Consider the following 16,302-nt stretch of genomic DNA (forward strand, 5'->3'; position numbering starts at 1 on the left):
CCGGCTTGCTGGCGAAGGCGGTGGATCAGTCGACATCGATGGTGAATGTCATACCGCCATCGCCAGCAAGCCGGCTCCTACAAGGGTTATGCGTTAAGAACCTTTGCCTTTCTCGTTGGCCGGGTCGTAGACCTTGGTCAGGTCACCCCCGAGGCGGAAGGTCTTGAACGGCTGCATCTCGTGCTTTTTCTCAAGCACATCCGGCGAGCAGGTGTAGAGCGTGCAGAACGGTTCCAGCCAAGCGAATTTCGAGTCGACCTTGAGGTCGGTCATGTCCTGTTCCTTGCCGTTCTTCTTCTCGAATTCATTCGGGTCTTTAACCCCCGACAGCACTCGATCACCCAGGCGTTTCAGCGCGCCGTTGTTTTCCTGGCGCAGATCCACACCGTTGACCAGCGCAAAACTGGCGATCATCGACAGCGGTGGCAGGGCGTAGTTGTGATAGGCGAGGGCACGTTGCTGACGCTTCAGTTCGTTCGGCAGGAAACCCTGAGCATCAATTTGATTGGCGCCGACTTTGTATTCCTTCACTGCCCAGTCGAACAGGTCGCGACGGTTGGTGGCGATGGACGTTGCCATCACCGACCAGGCGGACCAGTACGAGTGGTTGTTGGTTTTTTCCAGCGGCAGGTTGTCCCAATCGCTGACCACCTGATCAGCCATTTTGCTGAACCAGGCTTCGATCAACTGCGACTCTTGCTGATGGTTGGCCAACGGGTGCGAGTCGGAGAACTTCAAGCGAATGTACGACGACGCCATGCTGCCCAACGCCCATTTGCGCATGGACTTGCCGGTGTGGTTGAAGTCCTTGGACATCAACGCATCGGCCTTGGCCCACGCGGTCAACCAATTCAGGGTGCATTCAAGTTGTTCCGGACGACCGTCACGCATGTACTGCATCACGCGCTTGCTGGTACCGCGCTCAATCTTGGTGATGTCGGCGGTGGTCTCGCGGAAGGCTTTTTCCGAGGCTTCATTCAGGGTCGAACGGGCCTTGTCGGAGCCTTCGTACTTGCTGCGAAATTGCAGCGAGCCGGTGTACGGCGTCGGCATCGCATCACAGCCTTCGCTTTTGTCGCCGGTTTTGACTTTTTCAATCGGCGCGAAGTAACCCTGTGGCGGGCGCAGTGGTGCGGCGGCCTGGGTAGCGCCGGCGAACATGGCCAGCGTCAGCAGTGACGGTGCGAGTAATCTTTTCAAAGTTCGGGTTTGCATGCATGTCATAAGAGGTTGCCTCATTGCCCGGCTTGAGCGGTACGCTGCCCAGCGCCAGGGAACACGTTGCGTTTGCAGATTTTCGCTTCGACTTTCTGTGGCGTGGCACCTGCTTCAGGGCCCTGGATTTCGACGGCCAGCAGATTCTGCGAGGCCCAGTCTTCGTCCGTACGCAACTCAAAGGCAAAGCGCCCGTCGGTGTCGGAAGTTTCCGGTTTTTCGATTTTGATGTCCTCGTGGCGACCGTTCATGTACCAGAGGGTGGCTTGCAGGACTTTCACCGACGCATCGGCGAACTGGATGTCGACCTGGTGACTGCCGTTTTGCAGGTTCAGGTTCTTGCTGTTGACCATCAATTCGTTCTTGCCCGGTTTCAACGTGGTGCTGCCGGTCATCTGTGCATCCTTTCCTTCGCAACCGTTGTCCAGCAGCGCCATCATCTGGCGGTAGATGGTTTCCTGGTCGAGGCGATAGAGCGGCGAGAATTCCCAGATCAGAATCTTCGGCGGCTTGGTCTGGAACTCTTCGCTGCCCAGGTACTGCAGCATCGAACCTTCCAGGCCACCGCCGGGGAACGCCACGTTGAGGATGTCGGCGCCGATGGCCTCTTCGAGGAAACCGGCGAAGTTGTAGTTCTTGCCACTGTGGCTGGTGCCGACCAGGGTGATCTCTGGATTGCCGGAGTCACTGAACAAGTCGCCGTCGGCGGCTTCGCCCTTTGGCTCGGTGGTGAACTGATCCATGTACTGGATCGCGTAGCTAGTGCCACAGAGTTGACCGGCCATGTTGTGTAATGTTCCGGTCTTGCCCATGCGACCCGACTTATGGCTCTCGAATTCGCGCTTCGGAATGTCCGCGAACTCAGGCAATTGCTTGATTTTCTCGCCGACGATTTTCGCCGTGCGCTGGGCGCCATACGGCGTCCAGTGTTGGTCGCCGCGGAAGTAGAAGTCGTGGGCGGGCAGGGTGTCGGGCAGCGATTCGTTGGTCAGCGGTGACAGGTCCGGAACCACATAACCCATGGCGGCGAAACGCCCGAGCATGGTCTTGTAGTTTCTCAGGGCCTTGTCGAAATCAAATTTGGCTTTGTCTTCCGGATTGAGTTTGTTGCGGTTCACCAGGCCACGGGTCGGTTGGTAAACGACGACCAGTTCAATGCCTTTGCTCTTGAACGCATCGTGCAGTTCTTTCATGCGTTTGTAGCCGGCGGGTGTAGTGTCGAATTCGGTGCGCAAGTCTTCCTGTGTACGGAACAGCCAGTCGCCCTGAGCCTGCACCAGCGTGGTGAAGTTCTGCTGGTAGCGCGTGGTGTAGTTTTTCGCGTCGTGGGCTTCCGGGCACAGGTTGCAGCACGGTTCAGCACTGAAACTAGGGGCTTTGACTTCATCGGCACGAACGCCGGCGCTGGCCGCGAGAATGCCGGCGGTCAGGGCCGACAGGCTGAGTAATTTGATCAAGTGTGGGTGCATAAAATTATCCTCAGTCCTGCATTTCGGTCTGGCGTTCGACAGGGTCGATCAGCACGGCTTTCTGCTGGCGCACCAGCAGGTCGAGAATTTCATCCTGGCGCTCGCCAAGAATCCCGTTGAAGCTGATGCCGCTGGATTTGGTCGGCGCGAGCATGGACACGCGGTACAACTCGACGCTCAGCGGCGAGTCGATGGACAGCGGGCCGCTGCCGTTGCCGGCCAGTTCGCCGCCGACGATGATCAGCGATACCTGGGCGTCGAACGGGTCGAGCTTGATGTCCCGGTCGGTGTCGCTCAGGTCCTTGATGTGGCCGTAGACGCCGGTCAGGCCGTTGGCCATGGCGAGGTTTTCGTAGAGGCGGATGTTCACGCTGTTACGAATCCGGATGCCGTGACGACGGTTGCTGATCACTTTGTTGCCGTAGATCAGATTGTCGCCACTCTCGTAGAGAGTGATGCCGTCGGTGTGGTTCTTGTAGATCTCGTTGTAGGCGATCAGGTTGTTGACGCTGTTACGGTCGATCACCAGGCCCGACAATTTGTTGTCGTAGCTGCGGTTGTTGAAGATGAAGCTGTCGTTGACCTCACGGGAAATAATGATCCCGTGCTTCTTCTTGGTCCCGAACACGGTGTTGTCGGCGATGATCAGTCCGTGGGAACGGTCATGCGGGTCAATGCCGTAGACGATGTTGTCTTTGTAGGTGTTGCCCTTGACCACGAAGTCGCGGGCTTCGTAGCAGTAGAAGCCGTACCACATGTCCGAGAACTCGGAGCCGACGATCCATCCCGTCGGTTCAGGACGCTTGAGCACCTTGGCCATGTTCGGCGTGTACTGGGAGATACTCACGCCGTAGGACTTACTGTTGGCGTAGCCGAAACTGGCGATCTTGCTGTTGGCGATGTACGTCTGGGTGCCGCCCCAGGACAGCAGAAACGGACGGAATTCCTTCGGCGACTTGAAGGCTGCCGGGCCGTTTGCCTTTTCGCTCCAGCCAGTGATTTTGGTATCACGCACGAACAGCTGGCCGTCGTTGACCAGGAACGAACCGGCCTCTTGGGACAGGCGCAATTCCTGGGTCTGCTTGTCGATTTCCAGGATGCCGTTCTTGCCGACCACGATCGGCAGCTTCGCCAGGAACACGCCCGGCGAAGTTTCACTGAAGTACTGCTTGGGCAGCTTCTTCGCCAGGTCCTTGAGGTTCATGTAGCCGTCATCGACGAAGATTGCCTGCGGGATACCGTGCTGACGCACCACCCACTCGGCCATCTTGTTGTCGCCGCCGATGAAGTCCTTCAGGGCGTCTTCCTGCATCATCCGACGCACGCTGATCTTGCCGGCCTTGGTGCGCACGATTTTCGCGGCGATGGCCTCGGCGGTATAGCCGGAGGTGTCCGGCAGTTTCGGTGCAGCCAGTTCCAGCGGCTCGGTCGGCGCGCTGCTGACGGTGTAGGTCTTGGCTTGTTGCAGACCTTTGGCGATGGTCGCCGGCTGCCCTTTCTGCGCGGGTGCAACCGGCTCCACCGTGGCGAAGGCCGCTGAACTTGCCAGCAGCATCGCGCCGGCCAGCAAGGTCAACGAGCCTCTCTTCGGACTGTTCATGTCAGGAACTCCCTTCGCGGTTCGCATCAGAAGCGCCAGATCACGTCGATAAACGCGCGGTGCATGTACGAGTCGACGCCTTTGCCATACGCATCGCCCGGCTTGAACACACCGCCACGCAAACGCACGAGGGCCGAAGGCTCATCGATCGACTGACTCAGGGAGGCCGGCAGCAGGCCTTGCTTGAAGTACTTGGTGACGACCACGTCCATTTCCTGGCCGAGGTCTTTGTTGCCGTCTTCCAGCGGCAGGGACGTGCTGGAAAGTACGGCGCCGGTCACGTCGTCGGTGTCGTTCTGCACGGCGTTGATGCCGTTGCTGCCGACTGGCTTGTTGCCGTCGACGCGCCAGAATTTGTGGTAGATCACGCTGGCGTCGTATTCGTCGTTGAGCATCCACGAACCGAACAACGTGGCGGTCTGCATGTTGTTCATTTCGCCACGGAAGGCTTCGCCGAAACGGTGAACCCGCGAGCGAGTACCGGTGTAGTTCGAGCGGTTGCTTTCCAGGCCGTTTTGTTCGTAATCAGCGCTGGCGCGGGCATAGGCTGCACCGACTTGCCATTGCGGATCGAGGCGCAGACGCACGCCCAGGTCAGTGGCCCAGCCATCGACGTTGCCGCTGGTCTTGGCTTGTGCCGGTGCGGTGCCTTCGGCGGTCAGCGGGTTGACCGTGTCGCGGTCGCCGCTCATGCCGGTGACGCTGCCCCAGTAATTGACGGTGTTGGTGTTGCGCCAGTTGTAGGCATCGCTGTCGGCGGTGAGGCCGATCCAGCTGATGTCGCCGTTCTCTTTCTTGTCCAGGGAATCGGCGGGAACACCCGGTTGTGGATAGTCGAGCTTGCCGTCATCGTGGGTGTGATGACCGCGAATGCCGACCCAGTTGCCCGGCGTCCACTGATACGCCGCATCGGCGTAGGCGTGCAGGCGATCCTTGTCTTTCGGCGCCAGCTCGGTGAGGTCGGTGCGGTATTCGCTGAAGCGTTCGGCGACACCGGCATTGGCACGCAACAGGGTGGTGTCGAAGGTCCAGTTCAGGGCTTCGATGTTGGTGTCGCGCCATTGGCCGTCGTCGTTGCGCAGGCGTTGGCGACCGAGCTTGAGGATCTCGCCAGGGTACGGCGTGAGGCCGCTGTAGCCGACCCAGAACTCGCGCATCGCCAGGTAGTTTTTCTTGCTCTTGCGATCACCGTTGTCGGTGGCCTGGGTGCCGTCGCTGTCGGACTGCTGCAGGGTGTCGGTCTCGATGATGTCGGTGGACGTCACCGCCTGACCCATCGCATAACCGCTCCACGCGCCGCTCTCGCCGTAGATCCATGGACGCAGGTCGAGGCCGACGCCGTTGACGTCGCCGCCGCTCGCTGTACCCAGGTCGGTATCGTCTTCGGACTGGGCGGTGATTTTCACGTCAAGGCCGTAGTTCTTGCTTTCAGTCAGGGCCGCCAGGGTCGGGCACGACCACAAGAGGGCGAATGACAGGCCGATACCGGCCTTCACGAATGGATTCAACTTCATAGGGATTCCTCGCCGTCTTCTTCTTGCAGGGCGTGCAGTTCCAGCGTGTTCTGGCTCAAGGCACCACGAACGGCCTGTTCTTGTTTCAACAGGTGTTGGGCCTCGGCGAGCTGGGCAGGCGGCAGTTGCGCTTCGAGTGTTTGTGCAAGCTCGGTGGCTTGCGGGGTGTTCTGCGCCTTGGCCAATTGGCTGAAGACGTAAGCGTTAAGCGGGTCGGGCTTGGTGCCCTTGCCTTGGGAAAACAGTTGGGCAATGGCGAAGTCGGCGCTGTTCTGGCCGTTGCGTGCTGCCTTGAGCAGGTGGTCCAGCGCTTTCTGCGAATAGACTTTGCCCAGGTAACCGCGACGGTAGATCTGGCCGAGGTAGTAATCGGCGGCCACTTCCCGGTCGACGGCTTTCTTGAAGTGTTCTTCGGCGACCTTCGCGTCGGCCGGCACCATTTTGCCTTCGTAGTAGAGCTTGCCCAGCAATAGCTCGGCACGCGGCTGGTCAGCGGCGCGGCCGTTGTCCAGGTACTTCATCATCGTGTCGACGTCGCCCAGTTCCGGGAAGTCGTAGAGCAATTGCGCGAGGCTGACCCACGAAGCGGGGTAGCCCGGAGCGATGTCTTCGAGCAGCGACTGAGCGGTTTTCTCGTCGGTCTTGCCGAGGGTCGCATCACCCAATACACGAGCGACGCTGTCCACGCGTTGAGCGGTGACCGTGCCGCGGGCGTGAGCCGCTTGCATCTGCTTGATCAGCTCGGCCTGTTGCTCAGGCTTGGCCTGTTTCTGATAGACCGTGGCCAGTTCGACATAGCAGATGTCGGTGGTGTTCAGCGCGGCCTTGCAGATGGTTTCCACTTCGTCCAGGTGCTGGTCGTAAGTGCCCTGGGTGCGATACAGCAGCACTTGAGCCAGGCCCGCTTCAGGTTTGCCTTCGGCGCGCCATTGGGAGATCTGCTGCTGGGCGTTGACGTTCGGGAAACTGTGCGGGTACTGCAGGTAAAGCATTGCCAGCGGGATCAGGGTGTTGCCTTCACCAGCGGCCGAGGCTTTTTTCAACAGGCCTTCGGCTTCGTGCTGTTCGGCTTCGGTGGAACCCGGCTTGGCCACCAGCAGACGACCGAGGCGAGCCTGGGCCCGCGGCGAAACGCTGGCCGCGGCGCGGTAAGTCGCCTCGGCCTGTTTGATTTGTGCCGGGTCGCGGCTGTCGACCTGGATATCAGCCAGGCCTACCTGTGCTTCGCTGTAACCGAGGTCTGCCAGTTGCTGATAGTTCTGCGCCGCCAGCGCGGTGTCGCCGCGCTTGAGGGCTTCGTTGGCCAGACGCTGGTCGGGCAGGCCGGCGCAACCGGCGAGGCTTACGGCCAAGGCCAAAGCACACACCGTACCCATGTGGGAGCCAGCCTGCTGGCGATTCAAGCGACTCGGTACATCAGACAAACCGCGGCGATCCCATCGCGAGCAGGCTCGCTCCCACAGGGACTGCGGCGTATTCGAGATCTTTGAGATAGTCACAGGCATGTCCTCTGCTTAAAGACCGGAAGCCATGGCTTTGTCGATCAGCCAGTTCAGGTTCGGACCACGGGTGGCGTTCACTTCAACCGGGCGACCGGCGAACTTGCTGTCCAGCGGCTCGTCCGGCTGGATCAGCACGCGGATGTCGGAGGAAAGGTCAGCGCTTTTCAGGCTGGTGCTGCTAACGACCTTGCCGCTGCGAGTGGTGTCTTCGCCGGCGATCTGGAAGCTGACCGTGCTGCCTGGACGTACATCGGCGAACTGGCGATAGGTGAAGCGTGCTTCAACGTTGGCTTCGCTGTTACGCGGCACCAGTTGGAAGATCACGTCGCCCTTGCTGGCGTACTGACCGTTGGCGACCAGTTGCTGGGCCACGGTGCAATCGCACGGCGAAGTCAGGGTGCCGGTCATTTGCTTGCCGAACAGCTCTTCAACCTTGGCCGGTTGCAGTTGGTTGTCGTCAAGATGACCCTTGAGCACATCGAGCATGCTGGTGCTGAAGGTCGCGAGTGGAGCGCCTTTGGCGGCAACGCCGTCATCCTTGATCAGGCTCTGCACGGTGCCGTCGCGCGGCATGGTGATGTTCATGCCCGGTACGCTGACCAGACCGGCCTGGGCGTGGCTGACGAAGTACATGCCGTACACCGACTTGAAGATGAAACCGAACGCCGCCAGGCCGACGATGAAAATCGCCAGGCTGAAGGTCACGGCGCGCAGGCGGCCGAACGCGGACATGCCGTGTTCGCCGTCCTTCATCTTGCGCGCCTTGGTGAAGTTGTCGCGCTGCAGGGTGGCCAGTACTTCACCCATGCTGACGATGTCGCCGGCCAGGTGCGAAGTGATCAAGTGGCGCAGGGTCGAGATGTCTTGGGGTTCCAGGTTCTGGAACTGGCAACCGGCACGACCGGTCGGGCGGTCGAAGGAGCGAACCTGCAGCTCCACGTCCATGGCCAGGCCGAGGTTATCGATGACAAATTGCAGGCGAGCCTTGTACACGTCGCCGATTTTCAGTGGCAACTGACCGGCGTTGAAGGCCAGACCGCCAGCGGAGAGGTCGATCACTCGAGCTTCCATCGGGGTCCGATCGGGACCGAAGAAGCGCAGCTTGGCCGGAATTTTTACTCGGGCGTGTTGGCGCTGGGCTTCTGACTCATGCACTACGTTGGCGTTGACGGCGGTATTCATATGGGCGATTTCCTAGTTAATTCAGGCGAGTTCGGTCAGACCATCATCAGCAGCACGGCAACAAAAATGCTGCCGGCGGAGAAGGTCATGGTCCGAGACGACCAAGTGTTGAACCAACCTTGAAAGCTGGCGAGATCACGGGTCAGGGAAGTGGGCTGGCGACTCCAGGACTGTCGGTCGAGGCGGAAGAACACGTAGATCTTCACCATCGCGCCGACGATCTGGTTGTAATAGAGAATCGCCGGGTAGGCCGGGCCGATCCGGTGACCGGACAACGACAGCAGCACGGTCAGGATCAGGCGGGTAATGCCGATCCAGAGCAAGTAAACGAGGATGAACGCGGTGCCGTATTTGAAGCTGGCGATCAGCGCGACGGTCAGACCCAGCAATGAGGTCCACATCGACACGCGCTGATCGAACAGCACCACCGAAGTAAACAAACCGAGGCGTTTAACCCCCAGGCCCAGGGCACGGGCGTTCTGGCGCAAGTTGTTGCCGTACCAGCGGAACATCAGTTTGCGGCTGGCCTTGATGAAGCTTTTTTCCGGCGGATGCTCGACCGTGTGGATCGCGGCGTCCGGCACGTAGAACGTGTCGTAGCCCAGGCGCATCAGGCTGAACCAGCTCGACTTGTCGTCACCGGTCAGGAACTTGAAACGGCCCAGGCGCCAGTGTTGCAGCGAGTCGCTTTCCACGTCGGCGATGAAGTCCGGGTTGGTGACCACGGTTGCGCGAAACACCGACATCCGGCCGGTCATGGTCAGTACGCGCTTGGACAGGGCCATCGAGCACATGTTGATGTGGCGCTGAGCGAAGCGCAGTTTGTGCCATTCGCTCATGATGTAGCCGCCGCGCACTTCGCAGAACTCGTTGGTGGTGAGGCCGCCGACATTGCCGAACAGCTGGAACCACGGCACGGTCTTGAGCACGGTGCCCTCGGCGAGCACGGTGTCGCCATCGATCACCGCAACCACGGCGCGGTCGTCCGGCAGGTGGCGGGAGATGGCGCGGAAACCGTAGGCCAGGCCATCACGCTTGCCGGTGCCGGGAATGCGCACGAAGTCGAGCTTGACCCGATCCGGCGGATTCATCCGGGACCAAAGGCTTTTCACCAGCTTCTCATCGGACATTTCGACGATGGAGCACACCATGGTGGTCGGCAGGCCGCAGTCGATCGCTTCGCGAATCACCGAGGCGTAGACCTGAGCGGTGGTCAAGGCATCGATACGGAAGCTGGTGACCATCAGAAATACGTGGGAGGGGTTTGCCGCTCCACCCAGCTTGCGCACTTTGCGCCGCAGGTGCGGATAGACCACGTACAGGAACAGCATGCCGCGCAGAAAGTGCGTGGCACCCATCGAGTAGCGCCAGATCCCGATAAAACCAATCAGGAAAATGAAGTCCTTCGACTCGGAGTCGAACGTGGACGCAGGCAACGCCATGGCGATGCCCATCAAAATACTTAGGTAAAACAGCCAACCGGCGGCCTGAAGTAGGCCGTGCTTTAGCCTGTGCATAATCTGCATCCGTCTCTATCTCGGGCGAGCCTGTGGGGTGGCCCGATGGGGTTAAGGCAGGCGAAAAAGCCGGGAGGGTTGCGGGCTTTGTGAGCACCGCAAACCCTCCCGATACCGCTTGTTACCAGCAGATGCCTTCAGTGCGGCCGCTTACGCTGGTGGCTTTGGACATGAAGCCGACCAGGTCGACGACTTGCTTGCCGTGCGGAGCGTTCTGCGCCAGGGCGCGGAATTTCTCGTCACGGTTGCCGAGGATGATCACGTCGGAGTTGGCGATGACGTCGTCGAAGTCAGCGTTGAGCAAGGACGAGACGTGAGGGATCTTCGACTCGATGTAATCCTTGTTCGCGCCGTGGACACGGGCGTATTCGACGTTGCTGTCGTAGATGCTCAGGTCGTAACCCTTGCCGATCAGCATTTCTGCCAGATCAACCAGCGGGCTTTCGCGCAGGTCATCGGTGCCAGCCTTGAAGCTCAGGCCCAGCAGGGCGACTTTGCGTTTGTCGTGGCTGGAAACGATGTCGAAGGCGTTCTGCACCTGGGACTCGTTACTGCGCATCAGCGAGTTCAGCAACGGCGATTCCACGTCCAGGGCACCGGCGCGGTAGGTCAGGGCGCGCACGTCTTTCGGCAGGCAAGAGCCGCCGAACGCGAAACCCGGGCGCATGTAGTACTGGGACAGGTTCAGTGTCTTGTCCTGGCATACCACTTCCATCACTTCACGACCGTCGACGCCGCACGCCTTGGCGATGTTGCCGATCTCGTTGGCGAAGGTCACTTTGGTGGCGTGCCACACGTTGCATGTGTACTTGATCATCTCTGCAACGGCGATGTCCTTGCGGATGATCGGTGCGTCGAGCTCTTCGTACAGCGATTGCAGAACGTCGCCCGAAGCCTTGTCGAACTCGCCGATAACGGTCATTGGCGGCAGGTCGTAGTCGGCGATCGCGGTGCTTTCACGCAGGAACTCAGGGTTCACTGCAACGCCGAAATCAACACCGGCTTTCTTGCCGGAGCAGTCTTCGAGGATCGGGATGACAACGTTTGCGACAGTGCCCGGTAAAACGGTGCTGCGAACCACGATGGTGTGGCGGGTGGTCTTGTCACGCAGGACAAAACCGATCTCGCGGCACACGGCTTCGATGTAGTTCAGTTCCAGGTCGCCGTTCTTCTTGCTCGGCGTACCGACGCAGATCATCGACAGGTCGGTGTCGCGAATCGCTTCGGCGAAGTTGGTCGTGCCGCGCAATTTGCCCGTCTCGATGCCCTTCTTCAGAAGTTCGCCCAGACCCGGTTCAACGATCGGCGATTTGCCGGCGTTGATCATATCGATTTTGTCTTTGGCAACATCGACGCCAACGACGTCATGGCCCCGTGCAGACAGGCAACCGGCACATACTGCGCCGACGTAACCCAAACCAAATATGCTGATGCGCATCGCAATTACCTCTGTGTTTTATCAAGCCATTACATGGCCGGAGTTAATGGTGTTCAGCGGTATAGTGCACTCGGAAGTGCGGCTTACAGGCGCCACAGTGCCGCGTGCAGGCATACAAAGTTCCGAGTGTCTAAATAAGTGCACTCAAGATGTGCGCAACTAGGCCTTATTATTCTGATATGCCCTGTTATGCAGCCAATCTTCTAATCAGAAGACATTCGTGCAATGGTCTTGCGCGCTCAATGCCAGGCAGAAGCCCGTAAATCAAGCGGTTGGGTGCTCAGGTGAGCACGTTTATAGGGGCGCAGCCTTGGCCTTGAAGGGGATATTGATAAGCGTATCTCCTGTCCTTTATGTGTTGCCCAAATCGGAGCCCAGTCTGCAGAAGTTAATGTGACAACTTTGCTACGTGACGCTCTTCTCTGCGTAAGTTATCTCGTACGTGAATTGAGAAAATCGTTACCGGTGGTATGAGCTACGCATTTGGACATAGTTCCAGTCCACCCATCGCGAATTCTGAAATTTCTTGAAATATTGAGAAAGATGGCACTGCTTTCACATTGATAGCACTTGCCGTTTGGCCCTTTATATATAGGCTTATTAGCGGATCAGATAGTTTTGTGCCACTACCGATAAAAAATTTCAGTGCCACTACTGAAAAAAAACATCAAAGTCGAGTGAAACTAAAGTTAGAAAGTTAAGCGATGGGTTTTTGGCGCCAATAAATCGGCGAATCTGGCGGGGAATTGTTCGACGATCAGACAGCGGCGCACGACGATTTTTTGCTGTCGTGCACCGTCCGGGAGCTTACTCGGGCGCGTTATCGCGCAGGAATACCAAATGGTCCGGTTTAGACTGCTCGGCGCTGTAGCGATAGCCTTGAACGTCAAATTTTTTGAGGTCTGCCGGGTCGTTGACGCGCTCTTCAATGACAAACCGACTCATCATTCCCCGCGCTTTTTTCGCGTAGAAACTGATGATCTTGTATTGGCCGTTCTTCAAGTCCTTGAAGTCGGTATTGATGATGCGTGCGTTCAGGGCACTGCGTTTGACCGCCGAGAAGTACTCGTTGGAGGCCAGGTTCAGCAACACGTCATCGCCCTGATCGGCCAGGGCTTCGTTGAGCCATTCGCTGATCCGCGTGCCCCAGAACGCATACAGGTCCTTGCCGCGGGCATTCGCCAGTTTGGTGCCCATTTCCAGACGATACGGTTGCATCAGGTCCAGCGGACGCAACAGGCCGTACAGTCCTGAAAGCATGCGCAAGTGTTGTTGCGCGTAATCGAAATCGGCTTCGCTGAAAGTTTGTGCGTTGAGGCCGGTGTACACATCGCCCTTGAAGGCGAGCAACGCCTGCTTGGCGTTCTCCGGGGTGAACGCGGGCGTCCAGCTGCCGAAACGCGCGGCGTTGAGGCCGCCGATCTTGTCGGAGACGTGCATCAACTCGCTGATCTGCGCTGGCGTCAGGTCGCGCAGCTGCATGATCAGTTCCTGGGAATGGTCGAGGTACTGCGGCTGGGTAAAGCGCTGGGTCGCCGGCGGTGTTTCGTAGTCGAGGGTCTTGGCGGGGGAAATCACCATCAGCATGAAGTCGTCTCCTTTAATCGTGGGGGCGATTCTAGGGGGTTGGGCCGGTTGACTCCAGCTATCAGCGTCATAGGTGATGATCGGTGGCCATCCACAAAACCTGTGGGAGCGAGCCTGCTCGCGAAAGCGGTGTGTCAGCCGACATCAATATTGAATGTGAAACCGCTATCGCGAGCAGGCTCGCTCCCACAGGGGGCCGGTGTTGCTGCGGGAATATGGGCCGGATCAGCTATAGTGCCGCGCGGGTTTTGTTATGGAGACATCCCATTGCGTATCGTTTTTCTATTATCGGCCTGGCTCTTGAGCTTCGGTGCCATGGCGGCGCCGGGCGATGTGGCGACGCTTGATCGCAGCACCTGGCCGGAACAGCTCAGCAGCCCGACGCTGTTCGACGTAGCATCACGCGCCGAAATCCTCATGTTCGCGCGGGTGTTGCTGGCGAGCGAGTCGCTGGATGAACCGGCCCTGGCGCAACGCCTGGGGTTGCGCACGATTAATCTGGAGTCGGTCAACAACCTGCGTCAGCGCCTGTGGCAGCGCCTGCTCGCCAACTACAACTTCGCCCAGCAGAGCTGTGATCAGGATGCTTCCTTCTGTTTCCTCGTCGAGGACATGGACACCCTGCGCCAGCAAGCGGCCAAGTTTCAGGTCAGCGACGATAGCTATTACATAAAGTGGTCGGAGCCGAGTCGGTTGTTTCACGCCCAGTACCTCGACGAGCAACTGCGCAAGGCGGCGCTGTTTCCACAGAGCAGCAGCGAAGTCGATCGTTTTGGCGACTATGAGCGCAACGGCGACGAGATGCATGACCGACTGTTTTTGCTGACCTTCGACAGCGCCGCCAATGTCATGCCGGACAACACCGGTTGGGTCGCGGAGTACCTGCGCAAGTCGAACATGAGTGGCACGTTCTTCGTGCTGGGCAAGGATATCCAGGCACGTTTGGCCGAGCGCTCGGTGGCCAGCCTGCAAGCGACGTATTCAACGCAGTGCATCGGCGTGCAAGGGTGGGAGTTTCGTTCTCACAGCCACTGGCAGGACTGGCAGGATTCGGTGCGCCGAAGCGTCGAGCTGGTCAAAAGCAAACTGCCGGAGAATTACGTGCCGCTGTTTCGCCCGCCCGATGGCCAGCGTCGCTCGGATGCCGAAGGCTTCTTCAAGGCTCAGGGTTTGCAGGTGGCGTTGTGGGACATCGATGCCCAGGACGGCGCCGGCAAGCTCAAAGGCAACCCGAGCGCGCAGCGCGTGCTGACGCTGATGCTGCTGTGGCGACACGGGGTGATCAACTTCAATGCGAAGCAGGATGCGGTGAAAACGGCGATGCCCTGGCTCATCACGCAAACGGCGCAAAGCGGGATCGGTTGGGAGGACTGTCAGGACGCGTTTCGCTGAAACGGTAAAAAGCCCGGAATCATTGGGGGGGAGGGCGCGGCGGGGTGATTTTTACGCGAAATTCGATGCAGGCGGACTTCCGACTTTAACGGGGTGATGGCCATCCGCCTAGTGCTATTGGTCACTCTGAAAAATAAACTTCAAAAAAGCGTCAAAGTACTTTTTTCTGTCATGGGTTTTGGAGTATTACGAAGACAGACCGCCGAAACCTGCACCACAGGTGGCGTCTTCCAAGACCCAGCTATGGATGCAATTCACTTGAGTCTCCGCAGGTGAATTCGGTGGCCACATCGAGGCGCAGCACTGTCACGGTATTGCGTCGACTGGCTCCCACATAGGTGACCGAGTATGGATGATCACGGACGTAGTTCTTCCTCCAACCAGCCAATCCTTTATGTACTCGATACCAACGTATTGATTCACGATCCAAACGCCCTTCTTAACTTCGAAGAACACCACGTTGCCATCCCGATGACCGTGCTTGAGGAGCTGGACAAGCTCAAGAGCGGGCATCACAGCGTGGCTGCGGAATGCCGTCAGGCGATTCGCCTGATCGACAAGACGTTGGGTGATGCCAGCCCCGAGGACGTCGAGCTCGGTGTGCCGATCCAGCGCGGCAAGAGTGGGCCCAAGGGTTTGCTGTCAATTCTGATGAGCAAGCGTGCCGAACCGAACATCATTCTTCCCGAACACCTGAACGACAACATCATCATCAACCAGTTGATTGACTTGCACGCGCGCGAGCCGAAACTGCCCGTGGTGCTGGTTACCAAAGACATCAACATGCGCCTCAAGGCCCGGGCGTGCGGGATCGCGGCCGAGGACTACAGCACCGACCAACTGGTCGACGACGTCTCGCTGCTGCCCAATGGTTATCACAACATGGACGGCTCTTTCTGGGATCGCGTGAAGAATGTCGAAACCCGTCAGGACCACGGTCGCACCTGGCATCAGGTGCAACTGATCGACAACCTGCCAGCTGTGCACATCAATGAGTTCATCATCGACGAACAGGGGTTTGTCGGCTGGATCAAGGAGATCGAGGAAGACCGCCTGCTGATTCTCGACCTGCATCAGGAACCCCTGTTGCATCAGGAAGCCTGGGGCCTGAAACCGCGTGACATCTATCAAAGCCTGGCGCTGTACGCCTTGCTCGATCCGGATATCCACCTGGTAAACCTGACCGGGGCCGCCGGTTCGGGTAAAACCATCCTGGCCCTGGCGGCGGCGATCGAGCAGACGATGGTTAGCAAACGCTACCGCCGGATCATCGCGACGCGCAGCGTGCAGGGCCTGGACCAGGAAATCGGCTTCCTGCCCGGCACCGAAGCGGAAAAAATGGAGCCTTGGCTGGGCGCCATCACCGACAACCTCGAAGCCTTGCACATGGATGACGAAAACACCCATGGCAGCGTCGATTACATCCTCAGTAAAGTGCCGTTGCAGTTCAAATCCCTCAACTACATTCGAGGCCGCAGCTTCCAGCAGAGCCTGATTTTGATCGATGAATGCCAGAACCTGACACCGCACCAGATGAAAACCATCATCACCCGTGCCGGCGCCGGTTCCAAAGTGGTGTGCCTGGGTAACCTGGCGCAGATCGACACCCCTTACCTGTCCGCGACCAGCTCCGGGCTGACGTACCTGACTGAACGCTTCAAGGATTTCCCCAACGGTGTACACATCACCCTGCAAGGGGTACCACGTTCGATTCTGGCCGAATACGCCGAATCGCATTTGTAACTACATCACCAGAACCGGGCGGCCCAAAAGCCGCCCGGTTTTTTTATGCCCGACACAAAACCCTGTGGGAGCGTGGCTTGCCCGCGATGGCAGCACCGCGGTGTACCTGCTGAACCGCGGCGCCTGCATCGCGGGCAAGCCAC

11 protein-coding genes are annotated in these 16,302 nt (G+C 58.9%); 2 read left to right on the plus strand and 9 right to left on the minus strand.

What is annotated here, in order from left to right; translation table 11 throughout:
• Positions 1-93: 93 nt before the first annotated feature.
• From ACRC4F_RS06850 to yaaA, 9 genes are all read right to left on the minus strand, one after another.
• On the minus strand, positions 94-1,224 hold the full coding sequence (locus tag ACRC4F_RS06850) for a mannuronate-specific alginate lyase (RefSeq protein ID WP_438658641.1): 1,131 nt from the start codon (positions 1,222-1,224) through the stop codon (positions 94-96).
• Between the two features lie 11 nt (positions 1,225-1,235).
• Positions 1,236-2,684, minus strand: coding sequence for an alginate O-acetyltransferase (locus ACRC4F_RS06855; protein ID WP_438658642.1), 1,449 nt, complete (start codon positions 2,682-2,684; stop codon positions 1,236-1,238).
• 10 nt (positions 2,685-2,694) lie between these two features.
• Positions 2,695-4,284: a mannuronan 5-epimerase AlgG gene (algG, locus tag ACRC4F_RS06860; protein WP_438658643.1), complete on the minus strand. Its 1,590-nt coding sequence runs from the start codon at positions 4,282-4,284 to the stop codon at positions 2,695-2,697.
• A 26-nt stretch (positions 4,285-4,310) separates the two neighbouring features.
• Positions 4,311-5,798, minus strand: a complete 1,488-nt coding sequence (locus tag ACRC4F_RS06865) for an alginate export family protein (RefSeq protein ID WP_438658644.1) — start codon at positions 5,796-5,798, stop codon at positions 4,311-4,313.
• Positions 5,795-7,174: an alginate biosynthesis TPR repeat lipoprotein AlgK gene (gene algK, locus ACRC4F_RS06870; protein WP_438658649.1), complete on the minus strand. Its 1,380-nt coding sequence runs from the start codon at positions 7,172-7,174 to the stop codon at positions 5,795-5,797. Before algK ends, ACRC4F_RS06865 begins: the two co-directional genes overlap by 4 nt.
• 138 nt (positions 7,175-7,312) lie before the next feature.
• Positions 7,313-8,482, minus strand: a complete 1,170-nt coding sequence (locus ACRC4F_RS06875) for a PilZ domain-containing protein (protein ID WP_438658645.1) — start codon at positions 8,480-8,482, stop codon at positions 7,313-7,315.
• A gap of 35 nt (positions 8,483-8,517) precedes the next feature.
• Positions 8,518-9,999 carry a mannuronan synthase gene (alg8, locus tag ACRC4F_RS06880; protein ID WP_438658646.1) on the minus strand — a complete coding sequence of 494 codons (1,482 nt, stop codon included), beginning with the start codon at positions 9,997-9,999 and terminating at the stop codon, positions 8,518-8,520.
• A gap of 121 nt (positions 10,000-10,120) precedes the next feature.
• Complete coding sequence (locus tag ACRC4F_RS06885) at positions 10,121-11,437, minus strand: nucleotide sugar dehydrogenase (RefSeq protein WP_109628077.1); 1,317 nt, start codon at positions 11,435-11,437, stop codon at positions 10,121-10,123.
• 807 nt (positions 11,438-12,244) lie between these two features.
• The gene (gene yaaA, locus ACRC4F_RS06890) at positions 12,245-13,024 is read right to left on the minus strand and encodes a peroxide stress protein YaaA (RefSeq protein WP_438658647.1); all 780 of its coding nucleotides are present in this window, start codon (positions 13,022-13,024) and stop codon (positions 12,245-12,247) included.
• Between the two features lie 267 nt (positions 13,025-13,291).
• On the opposite strand from yaaA, the gene ACRC4F_RS06895 reads away from it, so the two are divergent.
• Together ACRC4F_RS06895 and ACRC4F_RS06900 are read left to right on the plus strand one after the other, a co-directional pair.
• Positions 13,292-14,416 carry a polysaccharide deacetylase family protein gene (locus ACRC4F_RS06895; protein ID WP_438658648.1) on the plus strand — a complete coding sequence of 375 codons (1,125 nt, stop codon included), beginning with the start codon at positions 13,292-13,294 and terminating at the stop codon, positions 14,414-14,416.
• A 348-nt stretch (positions 14,417-14,764) separates the two neighbouring features.
• The gene (locus tag ACRC4F_RS06900; protein ID WP_109628080.1) at positions 14,765-16,159 is read left to right on the plus strand and encodes a PhoH family protein; all 1,395 of its coding nucleotides are present in this window, start codon (positions 14,765-14,767) and stop codon (positions 16,157-16,159) included.
• Positions 16,160-16,302 lie beyond the last annotated feature (143 nt).

The sequence above is a fragment of the Pseudomonas sp. genome (genome assembly GCF_051660785.1).
Taxonomy (GTDB): Bacteria; Pseudomonadota; Gammaproteobacteria; order Pseudomonadales; family Pseudomonadaceae; genus Aquipseudomonas.

Excerpts from the sequence above, each read along its gene's own strand:
- ACRC4F_RS06850 (WP_438658641.1), bottom strand. The coding sequence starts at position 1,224 with ATGACATGCATGCAAACCCGAACTTTGAAAAGATTACTCGCACCGTCA.
- yaaA (WP_438658647.1), bottom strand. The coding sequence starts at position 13,024 with ATGCTGATGGTGATTTCCCCCGCCAAGACCCTCGACTACGAAACACCG.
- ACRC4F_RS06855 (WP_438658642.1), bottom strand. The coding sequence starts at position 2,684 with ATGCACCCACACTTGATCAAATTACTCAGCCTGTCGGCCCTGACCGCC.
- ACRC4F_RS06875 (WP_438658645.1), bottom strand. The coding sequence starts at position 8,482 with ATGAATACCGCCGTCAACGCCAACGTAGTGCATGAGTCAGAAGCCCAG.
- algK (WP_438658649.1), bottom strand. The coding sequence starts at position 7,174 with ATGGGTACGGTGTGTGCTTTGGCCTTGGCCGTAAGCCTCGCCGGTTGC.
- ACRC4F_RS06900 (WP_109628080.1), top strand. The coding sequence starts at position 14,765 with ATGGATGATCACGGACGTAGTTCTTCCTCCAACCAGCCAATCCTTTAT.
- alg8 (WP_438658646.1), bottom strand. The coding sequence starts at position 9,999 with ATGCACAGGCTAAAGCACGGCCTACTTCAGGCCGCCGGTTGGCTGTTT.
- algG (WP_438658643.1), bottom strand. The coding sequence starts at position 4,284 with ATGAACAGTCCGAAGAGAGGCTCGTTGACCTTGCTGGCCGGCGCGATG.
- ACRC4F_RS06865 (WP_438658644.1), bottom strand. The coding sequence starts at position 5,798 with ATGAAGTTGAATCCATTCGTGAAGGCCGGTATCGGCCTGTCATTCGCC.
- ACRC4F_RS06885 (WP_109628077.1), bottom strand. The coding sequence starts at position 11,437 with ATGCGCATCAGCATATTTGGTTTGGGTTACGTCGGCGCAGTATGTGCC.